Genomic DNA, 14,031 nt, shown 5'->3' on the forward strand with positions numbered 1-14,031 from the left:
TCATGAGCCTGCGACCCATCCGTCATTGCGCATTGCGCAGCGCCCCGTTGCTGGCCGCGCTGTGGTTCGCCGCCTCCGGCGCTCATGCGCAGAACGGCAACGAAACCCGGCTGCGCGACGCGTTGCGCGACACCGGCGCGCGCCTGCGCACCGCCGAAGCGGCGCTGGCCGCGCAACAGGCCGCCACCGCCGCGGCCGAGCGCGAGCGCGACGCGCTCAAGGCCGCCTCGGCCAAGGCGCCCGCGCGCGAGGACGGCGCCCGGCTGACGGCACTGCAGCGGCAACTCGGACAAGCCTCGGCGGCGTCCGATCAAGCCCGCGCCGATGCGCAGAAATGGCAGAGCGCGCAGCAGCAAGCCGCGCAGGCCGCGCAGCAGAAAGAACACGAACGCGCCGCGCTGGCGGCGCAGCTGGCGAGCGTGCAGGCGCAGTCGGCGCGTTGCGCCGCGGCGACCGAAGTGGTGTATCAGGCCGGGCGCGAGTTGGCGCAGTTGTATCGCGATCCGGACTTCATCGATTCGGTGCGCGGGCATGGTTTCTCGCCGCTGGGGCTGGGGCGGGTGAAGAAAGAGAACCGGGTGCGCGAGTTGGAGGACAAGCTCGACCAACAGCACGATCAGGCGGCGCAATGCGCCAGCGGCGATGGCGCTGCGCGTACCGTCGGTAATGGCACGGCGTCGAGCTGATGACGTATGCGGCCGCCCGGGTTGCGATGAAGCCGCGCGGGTTCGTGCGGTGTTCGCGCGGGCGGTCGATTCGGGCGGCGTTGGCGTTGCTGGGATTGTGCGCGGTGTTCGCCTCGGCGTCGCAGGCGCAGAAACGCCTGCTGCCGGCCTCGCAGCCGCAGGCCACGCCGTGCGTGCAGGTGCGTATCGGCAACGACGAGGCCGGGCGGTGGTCGTGTCTCAACGAAGCCTTGAAAGCCGAAGTCGATAAGACCGCGCCGGTGGTCAATACCGACTCGCCCGGCGAACGTCTGGCGCCGATCGGGCAGGGCTTGGCGACACCGGCCGCGACCCGGCAACGGCTGGGAGATCAATACGGCAAATCGGTCCGGCCGCAGCGGCCGGCGCAGCAGTTTCCTGTTTCGTTTCCGAAACCGGTGCGCTGAGGACATGTCCAGTCGAACAGTCAGCTGTTTTGTCGTTGTCGCCGGGTTGGGAGGGCGTCGGTGCGCGGTGTTGTCGCGGGTTCGAGCGACGGCAAAATCAAAAGCAAATCCCCCGCGTTCGCTGCGCGAACGCCGCCCCCTTTTTGAAAGGGGGCAACGGCAGGTCGCGCGGCCGCTACGTCGTGTCGAAACAATTCTCCCCTTCGAACCCGGGACCGTTCTCCCCTTTCACCGCGCAACAGTTCCCCCCTTTGAAAAAGGGGGGCTAGGGGGGATTTGCTTTCGCTTGAATCAGCCCGTTTTCCAAAGGCGGCAACGGTACGCGGCTTCGCCAAGCCGTAACGCCCACCCGCCAGCCCACGCTCTCACCCGCGCCCGCACCACCGCGCCTCTCCCCACTCCCCGCGTCGCCGCATCGCGCGACGTCATCGCCGCGCCGTCACGCCGCACGCAAAGGAAGCCGTCATGACCCGCAAGCCCGCCGAATCCCGCCATTCCCTGCGTGCGCGCAATCCGGCGCGACTGCTCGCGCTGAGCGCGGCGATTTCGCTGGCGCTGCTCGGCGGCGCGGCTCACGCCGATCCCAATCCGTTCGCGCGTCGCGGCGTCGATCCGGCCGCGCAGGCGGCGCGCAGCGCGCAGCAGCAGGGGCTGCAGTCGGTGCGCGCGCAGCAGATGGCGCAGCGCTCGCTGGCCGCGTTCGGGCAGGCCGCGCAGGTGCGCGCCGCGCTCGATACCGCGCAGGTGGCCGCGCGCCTGGCCGCGGCCAGTTCGGCGGCGGCCAATCAGGTGCCCAACGGACTGGGCGAGGGCGGGCTCAAGGTCGCCGCCGGAGTCAAGTTCGAACCCGGCGCGATATCGGCCGAAGATCCGCGCCTGGGCCAATCCAAACTGTGGCTCGGCGCCAAGGGCCCGACCCAGAACGTCGATGCCGGCACCACCACCGTCACCATCGAGCAGACGCAGAAGAAAGCCATCCTGAGCTGGGAGACGTTCAACGTCGGCAAGCAGACCACGGTCTACTTCGATCAGCGCGGCGGCAATCTGGCCGGCGGCGGCAACGATTGGATCGCGCTCAACCGAATCGACGATCCCAGCGGCCGCCCCAGCCAGATTTTCGGCCGGATCAAGGCCGAAGGCAGCGTTTATCTGCTCAACCGCAACGGCGTGCTGTTCGGCGGCACCAGCCAGGTCAATACGCGTTCGCTGCTGGCGTCCTCGCTCAACTTGTTCAACAACGATATCGCCCGCAGCAACCGCACCTTCATCAGCGGCGGCATCGGCCGCGGCAACGCCGCGGACTTCGTCTTGACCTCGGATGCGGCCGCATACAGCGGCGGCGCGCGTCCGGCCATGGCCGGCGACATCCGCATCGAGGCCGGCGCGCAGATCAAGACCGGCGCCGGTGGCTACGCGCTGATCGCCGCGCCCAATATCGACAACGCCGGCAGCGTGCAGGCCGAAGACGGGCAGGTGCAGTTGGCGGCGGTGATCGGCGCGCAATACGGCGATCCCAAGCTCGCCGCCGAGAACAAGGTCGCGCTGGAATTCGGCCTGATCGGCGCCGCCCTGGGGCGCGAAGCGCCGGACGAGATCGGCTACGGCCGTCTGACCAACACCGGCATCGTCGCCAGCAAGCGCGGCGACGTCACCCTGACCGGCTACGACATCGCCCAGGACGGTTACCTCGGCACCACCACCGGCGTGAGCCGCCCGGGCACGCTGTCGATCCTGGCGCTGGAATACGCGCGTTCCTCCGACGACGAGGCCTTCACCCAGAGCCGGGGGGGCCGCCTGCGTTTCGGCGCCGCGTCGGCCACCACGATCCTGCCCGAGCACGACGGCGAGACCACCACCAGCGCCAAGAGCGCCGATCAGGCCTTCCAGCCGCCCAGCGCGCGTCTGGCCGCGGCGCAGATGTTCTTCCAGGAAAACTCGCTGGTGCTGATGCCCGGCGCCAAGCTCGATGTGTTCGGCCTGGACGCCGCGGTTTTCGTCGACACCGGCGCGCGCAGCGCGTCGCGGATATTGATCGACCGCGGCGCGACCATCAACGTCGCCGGCATCGCCGACGTGCAGCGGCCGATGTCGGACAACATCGTCAAGATTCCGCGCATCGGCGAAAACGAACTGGCCGATTCGCCGCTGCTGCGCGGCGGCGGCCTGTATCGCCAATCGACCGCCATCGACGTGCGCAACAAGGGCGTGACCGCCGACGGCCGCGCCTGGGTCGGCACGCCGCTGCTCAACGCCGCCGGCTACGCCGATCAGGTGCCGCGCGGCATCGACCAGATGCTGATCGACGGCGGCAGCATCAACATTCAGGGTCGCGAGTTGATCGCACGCTCGGGCTCCACGCTGGATCTGTCCGGCGGCTACGTGCATTACCTGGGCGGCATGATCGCCGCGCCGCGCCTGCTCGGTGCCGACGGCCGCATCTACCGCCAGGCCGACGCCGATCCGAACATGGCCTACGTCGGCTTCGCCGGCGATTACTTGCTCGATCACCAGCGCTGGGGCGTCAAAGAACTGTTCATTTCGCCGATGACCGCGGCCGACAGTTATTTCGATCCGGACTACGTGCACGGCGGCGACGGCGGCCAGCTCAACGTGACCCTGACGCCCGACGCCAACCTCGCCCAGATCGACGCCGGTCTGGTGCTGGCGGGAGACATCCACGCCGACGCCGAATCCGGCCGCTATCAGATCAAGAACGGCGAATCGGCCCACGGCGGCGCGCTCAAGATCGCCACCGGCGACGGTTTCGAATTCACCCGCTGGCGGCTGCAGAGCGCGCCGGTGGCCGACGTGCCGGACGGCTTCGACATGAGCTCGCGCTTCGCCGATCTGGCGGCCGCGGCCAAGGACGCGTTCGGCTTGCGCACCACGGTGTTGTCGAGCGATAGGCTCGACGCCGCCGGGTTCTCCTCGATCACGCTCAGCGACGGCTGGGGCCGCATCGAGGTCGCCGCCGACGCGCATGTGAAGGTCGAAGATGGCGGCGGCATCGCCTTGAACGGCCGCCAGGTGCGGGTGGACGGCACCCTGGAAGCGGTGTCGGGCAAGATCGATCTGGAAGCGCAGTCGCGGCCGATCCCGCAACGTCCGCAAGAGCGCGGCGACATCGTGCTCGGCGCGCAGGCGCGATTGCTCGCGCGCGGCGCCTGGGTCAACGACGGCGCGGCGTTCGACGACGGCCGCACGGGCGCGGCGCACATCGACGGCGGCGCGATCAGTCTGCGCACCCATGAGCAGTTGATCGGCAGCGGCGATGCGATCGTCGATGCCAGCGGTTCGATCCTGATCGACCCGAACGCGCGCCTGGACGTGTCCGGCGGCGGACGCATCGCGCCCAACGGGCAACTGGCGCAGAAGGACGGCGTCGCGCTCGGCCGCGGCGGCGACATCAGCCTGCGCACCTATGTCGGCGCCGGCACCGAGATACAGAACACGTTCCCGCCCGCTTACTACGACGATGCCGGCGGCGCCGGCCGCTTGCGGTTCTCGCGCGATTCGCTGGTCGCGCGCAACCTGGGCGGCGGCGGCACGCTGCGCCTGGACGCGCGCGAGATCCGGATCGGCGGCGACGCGCCGGGCGATCCGCGCGGCTTGCACCTGGGCGCGGATTTCTTCGCCGACGGCGACTTCGGCGCCTACGACCTGCGCGCCGAACTCGACGGCAGCATCGCCGCCGGCAGCGATGTGCGGGTGTCGCAGCGCAGCTTCCTGGCCGATGCCGGCGCGCTGCGGCAATTGGCCAGCGGCGGCGATCTTTACGCCGGCGGCTTCGGCGCGTTCGGCCGTCTCGACGATCTGCACCGGCCGGCGGCGGATTTCTCCCTGGCCGCCGGCGGCTCGGTCGGCACCGCTTCGCCGAGCCTGCCGCTGGGGCAACTGCGCGATGAGTTGCGGGTCGAGCAAGGCGCGCGTCTGAGCGTGGATGCCGGCGGCGACGTGCGCCTGGGTTCGCGCGGCCAGGTCACCGTGCTCGGCGACATCAGTGCGCGCGGCGGCAGCATCACCTTGTCCGGCGATACCACCAGCGACGGCCTGTCCAGGCCGCTGGGCGAGATCGCGCAAGAGTATTGGTCGCGCGACAAATCGGTATGGCTCGGCGCCGACAGCACGCTGGACGTTTCCGGCATCGCTCTGATCGACCCGACCCTGAAGCCGCGCGCCGACGGCAGCGTGCCGCGCGACGGCAAGTTGCTCGACGGTGGCAAGATCACCCTGAGCAACGACGGCGGCTACGTGGTGGTCGAGCAGGGCGCGCAGCTCACGCTCGACGGCGCCGCCGACCGCTTCGAAGTGCGCGACGGCGCCGCCGCGCCCGGCCGCGATCCGTTGCGCCCGACCGCGGTGTGGAGCCACGCCGGCAGCCTGACCATCGGCGCCGCCGCCGGCCTGTTCTTCGACGGCGACATCAGCGCCCACGGCGGCGCCGCGCAGGCGCGCGGCGGCGTGCTCGAACTGGTCGCGCTCGGCGACAACCAGCGTCCGCTCGGCGACGGCAGCTTCAGCGTGCTCAACGCGAGCGAGTTCGTGATCGACGCTGGCGGCTCGCATCGGGCCGCCGCGGCGCGCCCCGGGGACGCGATCGAACCCGACCGCGCCGCGCCGTCCGGACAATTGCGCTTCGGCGCCGAGCATCTGCAAGACAGCGGCGTGGACACCTTGCAGATCGGCCGCCCCGGCGGTATCGCCTACGTGCCGATCGTGTTCGAAGGCAATGTCGATCTGCACCTGGACCGCGCGCTGGTCATGAACGCCAGCGGCTACAGCGTGCGTCCCGCGCCGCTTCCCGCCGGCGCCGACGCCGATGCCGCCGTCGCGCAGGCGAAGCTGAGCGCGCAGTACGTGGCCTTCAACGGCCTGCGCGGCATCGGCCGCGGCGCCGTGCCGTTGGCCGATCCGGCGCGCCCGGGCGAGAACCGGCTGGACGTCAACGCCGGCTTCATCGACTTCGCCGGTCAAGTGCGCCTGGACGGCATCAAGGTCGCGAACTTCGACAGCGCCGGCGATATCCGTTTCTACACGCCGGCCGAATTCCGCACTTTCGTGCCGCAAGGCGCGACCTTGCCGGCCGATCTGCCCGGACAACTGCTGAGCGGCGGCGATCTGAATTTCCGCGCCGCGCAGCTGTATCCCGGCACCGGCGAGCGTTTCATCATCCGCGCGCTCGGCGCGTCCGACGGCGCCGGCGGACGCGACGCCACCCGCATCAGCATCGCCGGCAACGGCGCCGCCGTGGCCGCGCCGCTGTCGGCCGGCGGCGCCTTGCTGCTGGACGCGACCGCGATCGAGCAGGGTGGCGTACTGCGCGCGCCGGGCGGGCAGATCCTGCTCGGCGTCGCCGATCCGGACAACGCCGACAGTCGCGCCGCGTTCGGCAATTTGAACCTCACCGCCACGCAGCGCGTCGAACTCAAGCCCGGCAGTCTGACCTCGGTGTCGCTGGACGGCCGCGTCGTGCCTTACGGCGTGACCGTCGATGGCCTGCAATGGCAAGCATCAAACACCCAGACCGATCTGGCCGCGCCGCCGCGCAAGCAGATCACCCTGGACGCTTCGTCGATGTCGCTGGCCGACGGCGCCGTCATCGATCTGTCCGGCGGCGGCGATCTGCAGGCGGTGGAATGGGTGCCCGGCACCGGCGGCAGCCGCGACGTGCTGTCGCGTTACAACACCAGTTACGCCGACGGCACGCCCAGGCAGGTGCCGCTGTATCCGAACGAGCGCGAGGTCTACGCGATCGTGCCCGGCGCGCAGCCGATGGTGGCGCCGAACGATCCGAACTTCGGCAGCGTCGCGGTCGGCAAGCAAGTGCGGATCAGCGGCGTGCCGGGCCTGCCCGACGGCGTCTACACCTTGCTGCCGGGCCGCTACGCGACCTTGCCGGGCGCGTTCCGCGTGGTCCAGCGCAGCGGCGCGCGCGACAGCCAGTCGGGGCCGGCGGTGATCGCGCCCGACGGCACCGCGGTGGTCGCCGGTTATCTGGTCGATGCCTTGAGCGGCGCGCGCGATGCGCTCGCCAGCAGCTTCGAAGTGCAGTCGCACGACACCTGGAGCCGTTACTCGCAGTACGCCGCCACCAGCGCGGACAAGTTCTTCGCCGATCGCGCCCAGCGCGCCGGCGCGGTCGCGCCGCAACGGCCGCGCGACGGCGGCCAACTGGTGCTCAACGCCGGCCAGACCCTGGACCTCGGCGCGAGCCTGAAAGCCGCGGCCGCGCCGGGCGGCGCCGCCGCGCAGGTGGACATCGCCGCCAAGGCGATCCAGATCCTCGGCGCCGGCCACGCCGCGCGCGAGGGTTACGTGCAACTCGACGCGGACAAACTCAACCGCCTCGGCGCCGGCAGCCTGCTGATCGGCGGCCAGCGCCGCGATCGCGCCGACGGCGTGGCGGTGGACGTGCGCGCCGACAGCGTGCTGCTCGACAACGACGCCGGTTCCGCGCTCAAGGCGCCGGAGATCACCCTGGTGGCGAGACAGGACGTGCGCGTATCGCAGGGCAGCGTGTTGAGCGCGCAAGGCCAACTGGCGGGCAGCAGCGACAAACCGCTGCTGATCGGCGAAGACGCCGTGGCCGCTCAGCCGGGCCGGCCGGGTCAGGCCGGACGCAGCGGCGACGGCGCCTTGCTGCGCGTGTCCAACGCCGGCCCCGCGCAAGTGCGCCGGCGCAATCTGCCCACGCTCGAGAACAGCCAGGGCGTGCTCGCCATCGACGCCGGCGCGAACGTGGACGGCGGCGCTTCGCTGACCCTGGACGCGGCGCGCAACACCTTGATCGACAGTCAGGCGCTGCTGCACGGTCGCGACGTGCAGGCCAACAGCGGCCTGATCGTATTCGCCGGCGACGGCGCCGCCGCCGATCTGGACGGCTTCGTGATCGGCCGCAACACTCTGGCCGGTTTCGCCGATGCGCAGCGCATCGGCCTGCGCAGCTACGGGCGCATGGAATTCCACGGCGCGGTCGATGTGAACGTGGCGCAGGAACTGGCCCTGAGCGCGGCCGCGTTCGCCGGCGACGGCGGCGACGTGCATCTGCGCGCCGATCGCCTGAGCCTGTCGAACGAACTCGGCGCGGCGGTCGCGGCCAAGTCCGGCCGCGGCGGTGCGCTGAGCCTGTCCGGGCGCGAAGTGGTGTTCGGCGGCGGCGACAAATCGCTGGACGGTTTCGGCCGGGTCGATGTCCAGGCCGATCAGCGCATCGCCGTCAGCGGCAAGGGCGGCTTCGATTTCGGCGCCGCGCCGCTGAGCCTGCGCGCGCCGCTGATCCAGGCCGAGGCCGGCGCCGACGGGCGCCTGAGCAGCCAGGGCGAGATCTCGCTGGCGCGCGGCGCCGGCGCGGTCGCCGCCGACGGCGCGCAGGGCGGGGCGATCGAACTGTCCGGCGGGCGCATCGTCGGCGACGCGCTGATCCGCGCCAACGCCGGCCGCATCAAGCTCAACGCCGGCGGCGACGTGCGCCTGGACGGCACCGCCACGCTCGACGTGTCCTCGCGCGGCAAGACCCTGTTCGACCAGAAGCTGTCGCCGCCGGCCGGCCGCATCGAGTTGGGCTCCGAACACGGCTCGCTGAGCCTGGGCGCGAACACGCTGCTGGACTTCTCCGCCCCCTCCGGCGGCGACGCCGGCGGGCTGCGCGCGATCGCCGGCGAAGGCGCGATCGATCTGGCCGGCGCCTTGCGCGGCGGCAGCGCGAACGGCCGCGGCGGCAGTATCGAACTCGACAGCGCGCAAGCGCTGGCACTGGACCCGCTGGCGCAGCGCCTGGCCGCCAGCGGCATCGACCAGCGCATCGCCGTGCGCACGCGCAGCGGCAATCTGAGCCTGTCGGCCGGACACAGTCTGAAGGCGCGCGAGGTCAGCCTGATCGCCGACGCGGGCGCCGGCGTGCGCGGCAGCGATGCCGGCAACGGCCACGTCGATATCGACGGCGATATCGACGCCTCCGGCGCGTCCGGCGGCACGATCGAACTCTACGGCCGCCAGGGCGTGGAGGTGGACGGGCGCCTGATCGCCACCGGCAGCGACGCCAAGCGCCGCGGCGGCGAGATCCGCATCGGCGTCAGCGGCGTCGGCGACGGCACGCTGAATTCGAATTACGGTTACCAGAACGTGCAGCGCGAAGACTCCGGCGCGATCCGCGTCGGCGCCGGCGCCGTGCTCGACGTGTCCGGCGGCCGCGCCGGCGGTCTGTCGGGCGGGCGCGTGGACCTGCGCGCGCCGCTGCTCAGCGACGGCGACGTGCGCGTGGACATCGCCGATCCGGCCTCGATCCGCGGCGCGCGCGAAGTCGGCCTGGAAGCCTATGCGGTGTGGAGCGCGGCCGACGCGCAGGACCCGGCGCACCCGGAATTGCATTTCGACGGCATCGTCGATCCGGCCGGCTGGTACGACGCACAGGGCACGCTGTTGCCGGGGCAGTGGACCGACGCCGCCGGCAACGTCCTGGCGGCGCCGCAGAACGCGCAGGACCTGGCGCAGTACCTGAGCAAGCACTACTTCGCCCCCGACGCGGCCAACGCCGCCCACCGCGGCTTCTACGGCTATCGCGACGGCAGTCCCGCCGACGCGCCGCTGCCGGGCACGCTGATGGGCTTCGTGCAGAGCCCGGGCTTCGCCTTCGAACAGCGCTTCGCCGGCGTCAGCAACTTCCGCGCGCGTCCGGGCATCGAGCTGCGCAATCCCGACGAAGGCATCAACGGCGGCGCGATCCGCGTGCTGACCAACTGGAACCTCAACTCCGGCACCAACCAGCGCCTGGACTTCCGCTACGGCGACAGCGCGCCGGTGCTGGGCCTGCGCGCGGCCGGCGAGATCGAAGTCGCCGCCAGCGTGTCGGACGGTTTCTACGACTTCAGCAAACTCACCGGCGGCGTCAGCGGCACGCTCGACGGCAGCAACGCGCTGTATCGCGGCATCGTCGATGGCCAGGGCCTGACCTCGCTGGACGGCGTGTTCATCACCGTGCCGCAAGCGCCCGATCCGGGCCAGTACAGCGACGAACAGATCGCGCAGTACTACGGCCAGTACGACAGGCTGATGCAGGAGCTGTCCAAGCCCGATCCGACCTTCGCCGCCGACAGCAACTTCTGCGGCTTCGCCTGCAGCCTGCTGCAGTGGGTCCAGAGCGTGTACGACTTCTCCGCCGGCACCTCGCCGGACCCGGCCTTGCAGCCGCCGCCGGCGCCGACTTCGCCGGCCGACTACGACGCCTACCTTCTGGCCTATCGCAACTACGTGGTCGCCATCGCCAGCAACGCCTTCTATGGCACCGGCGAGTTGTTCGCCTACGAGGCGCCGAAGCTGCCGGTGCCGGGGCAGTTGTTGCCGCGCATCGGCCCCGACGACCGCAGCCCGAACCTGCAAGCCTCCGCCGCCGATCCGGCGCCGTTCGCCACCCGCACCCTGGCCGGCGGCGACAGCAGTTGGCTGCGTCTGGTCGCCGGCGCCGACAGCGCCAGCGCCGCTCCGACCGCGTTGCGCGCGCGCGCCGCGGCGGCCGATATCCGCTTCGACGGCCACACCACGGTGAACCGCGGCGCCAGCGGACGCGAACTGTTGCTGCCGAATGTGCTGCGCACCGGCACCGGCCGCATCGAGCTGGTCGCCGCGCGCGATATCCGCTTCGACGACGCCGACGCGCCGGCCAGCGTCTACACCGCCGGCCGCCCCGGCGAGGGCAGCCGCACCTCGCAGGAGCCGGGCCAGATCCGTCCGCTCGGCGAGGGTCGCCCGGATCTGGTCGTGACCGGCCAGGTCAATCCGGAAGCCGCCGGCGATCTGGTGGTCAGCGCCGGCCGCGACATCCTGAGCAACCGCCGCATCTTCGACAACGAGCAGGGCAGCCGCAGCGGCAACGCCGGCACCTACCTGGGCCAGTTCTGGTGGCCGTGGATGCAAAGCGGCAACACCGTCGCCGACGACGGCCGCACCGTGCTGGCTTCCTCGATCAACTTCGGCGGCTTCGCCCAGGGCCTGCTCAGCGTCGGCGGCAACGTCTCGATCCAGGCCGGCCGCGACATCCGCGAATTGTCGGTGTCGCTGCCGACCACGTGGAGCAAGGAAGGCGGCGGCGCCGCGCGCAGCTACGGCGGCGGCGATCTGCGCGTGAACGCCGGACGCGATCTGCTCGGCGGCGATTACTTCCTCGCCAAGGGCGAAGGCGAGTTGAGCGCCGGCGGCCGCATCGGTTCGGCCTTCGATTTCGACGCCGCGGTGTTCTTCAGCGGCAGCGGCGATTTCCTGCAACTGCACACGCCGGTGGCGCCGATCCTGGCGATGCAGGACGCGCGCATCCGCGTGCAGGCGGCGCAGGACGTGGAACTGGGGCGGGTGCTCAACCCGTCCTACGTCACCACGCCCGACGGGGTGACCGGCGATTCGCAGGCCTACGGCGCCGACGCCGAACTCAACGTGTTCTCGGTCGCCGGTTCGATCGCCTTCGACACTCTCGATGTCGGCGACGCGCTGTTCTCCTACGGCCTGCGCATGAACGGATTCGCGGGCAAGCCCTACGAAGTGCGCAGCCGTCCGATCTTCATGCAGGCCTTGCCGGGCCGCGTGCTGGCCACGGCGATGGACGGCGACATCGTGCTCAACAACGGCGGCGCGTTGTTCCCGTCGACGCGCGGCCAGCTCAGCCTGCTCGCCGGCGGCGACCTGCTGCTGTCGGCCGACCGTTTGCCGCGCGGGCAGGGACTGAGCCTGATCGACCTGGACCCGAATTGGATGCCGACGCCCGACAACCAGATCGGCAAGGTGCTCGGCGAAGGCAACGGGCCGCTGGACTTCACCAACATGGTGCTGAGCAACGGCAGCGAGCGCAGCTACCGCGCCAACCTGCACCGCGACGACAGCGAACTCGTACGGCTGTACGCCGGCGGAGATATCGTCGGCGGTCGCCAGCGCGACGGCGTCAGCCTCAACCCCTTGACCATCGACGTACCCAAGCCGGCTTCGATCCGCGCCGGCCGCGACATCGTCGATCTCAACTTCCGCGGCCAGAACTATCGCGAATCGGATCTGACCCGGATCGAGGCCGGCCGCGATCTGTACAACAACCCGCTGCGTCCGAATGCCGGCGGCGCGGTCAATACCAATTACTCGTGGCTGCAGCTCGGCGGCCCGGGTACCTTCGAATTGCAGGCGGGGCGCAACTTCGGCCGGATCACCTCGGCCAACGAGGCGTTCCAGAACGGTTCGCTCAACAGCGACGGCGGCGGCGTGCGCACCATCGGCAATCGCGACAACGCCGGTTTGCCGAACGAAGGCGCCGACATCGTGGTGCGCTTCGGCGTCGGACCGGGCGTGGCCACCGACGCGTTCGCGCAGCGCTATCTGGACCCGTCCAACAGTGATGCGAACCAATACCGCGACTGGCTGCTGGCCTTCGTCGCCCAACTCGACGCCGATCGTCGCCAACGCGACGGCGCCGGCGCGGACGCCGCGCCGATGAGCGCCGAACAGGCGTGGCAGGCGTTCCTGCGGCAGCCGGCCGAACAGCGTCAGTTGCTGGTCGATCGCGTATTCCTTGACGTGCTCGAACGTGCCGGCAAGGAAAACAAAGAACCGGCCAGCCCGAACTTCGGCAAATACTCGCTCGGTTATCAGGCGATCAACACCTTGTTCCCGGCCGCGGCCGGTTACACCGCCAATCGTCTGGAGGGCGGGGCGAACGGCGCCGATCGGTTGGTCGCGACCGGGCAGTTGGACATGCGCGGCTCGACCATCCAGACCCAGCGCGGCGGCGACATCCGCATCCTGGGCCCGGGCGGCGACGTATTGGTCGGCAGCGTGAGCGCGCCGCCGCTGGTGCGCGACAGCCAGGGCGCGGTGCGGATCGGCCCGAACCAGCAGGGCATCCTGGCCTTGGAGCAGGGCGACATCGGCATCTTCACCGACCGCAGCGTGCTGCTGGCGCAGAGCCGCATCTTCACTCAGCAAGGCGGCAAGATGCTGATCTGGAGTTCCAACGGCGACATCAACGCGGGCAAGGGCGCGAAGACTTCGTCCGACAAGCCGCCGGTGGCCTACGACTGCGATCTCGACAACTATTGCCGCATCGACGCCAAGGGCTTGGTGACCGGTGCCGGCATCGCGACCTTGCAGACGGTGCCGGGCGGCAAGGCCGCCGACGCGGTGCTGGTGGCGCCGCGCGGGACCATCGACGCGGGCGATGCGGGTATCCGAATCAGCGGCAATCTGATTCTGGCGGCGCAGACGGTGGCGAACGCGGACAACATCCAGGTCGATGGCGATTCGGTCGGCATCCCGGTGGCGCGCGGCGTGGATGGTGGTGCGTTGGCGGCGGCATCGTCGGCGAACGCCGGCGTGGACGCGGCGGCCGACGCGATGGTGCAGCAGCGGCCGGCGGTGGCGACGCGGGATATTCCGGCGTTGATATCGGTGCAGGTGATCGGGTTTGGGCGGTGCGGGGTGGATGACAGCCGGTGCATGAATCCGCCGCCGCCGTGAGTGGGGGCGAGTAGGGGTTGTTGTCGCGATTGCCGTAGCTCCTTGTCGCGAGTGCTGTTGTGCGGTCGCTTCGGGTGCCTTTGCTTCTAGCCATGCAGTCGCCGCCGTTGCCGTCGTTGCCGTCGCTATTGTTGTTGCTGTTGCTGTTGCTGTTGCTGTTGCCAAGCCTTGCTTCGGTTTTGCCTTGCCTTTGTTGTTGCTGGGCGCCGCTTGTTACTCGCGAGACCAGGGACACCCGAAGGGCTGCGCACATGGACGTGCGCCGGGTGCCACCTTGGGCAGGATGCCCAATGTGGCACCTGCCTGCGCAGGCATCGAACTCGTGGCTTTTGACTCGAAACAGCCAAAGCCCTTTCTTTGGTTACTTTCTTTGTGGCTTTGGACAAAGAAAGTGACCCGCCGCTCCATGGCGGAAGCTTTAGCGTTTGATCTTGCCT

General features: G+C 70.3%; 3 protein-coding genes. All 3 read left to right on the top strand.

What is annotated here, in order from left to right; all coding sequences use genetic code 11:
• Nucleotides 1–2 precede the first annotated feature (2 nt).
• On the top strand, nucleotides 3–686 hold the full coding sequence (locus tag J7J50_RS12560; RefSeq protein ID WP_215057947.1) for a hypothetical protein: 684 nt from the start codon (nucleotides 3–5) through the stop codon (nucleotides 684–686).
• Nucleotides 687–772: 86 nt separating this feature from the next.
• Entirely contained in the window at nucleotides 773–1,111 is a 339-nt protein-coding gene (locus tag J7J50_RS12565; protein ID WP_215057948.1) for a hypothetical protein, read from the top strand.
• A 465-nt stretch (nucleotides 1,112–1,576) separates the two neighbouring features.
• Nucleotides 1,577–13,594, top strand: coding sequence for a filamentous haemagglutinin family protein (locus tag J7J50_RS12570; protein WP_215057949.1), 12,018 nt, complete (start codon nucleotides 1,577–1,579; stop codon nucleotides 13,592–13,594).
• Nucleotides 13,595–14,031 lie beyond the last annotated feature (437 nt).

This window comes from Lysobacter sp. ISL-50, from assembly GCF_018612875.1.
Lineage (GTDB): Bacteria > Pseudomonadota > Gammaproteobacteria > Xanthomonadales > Xanthomonadaceae > Lysobacter.

Excerpts from the sequence above, each read along its gene's own strand:
- J7J50_RS12560 (WP_215057947.1), top strand. The coding sequence starts at position 3 with ATGAGCCTGCGACCCATCCGTCATTGCGCATTGCGCAGCGCCCCGTTG.
- J7J50_RS12570 (WP_215057949.1), top strand. The coding sequence starts at position 1,577 with ATGACCCGCAAGCCCGCCGAATCCCGCCATTCCCTGCGTGCGCGCAAT.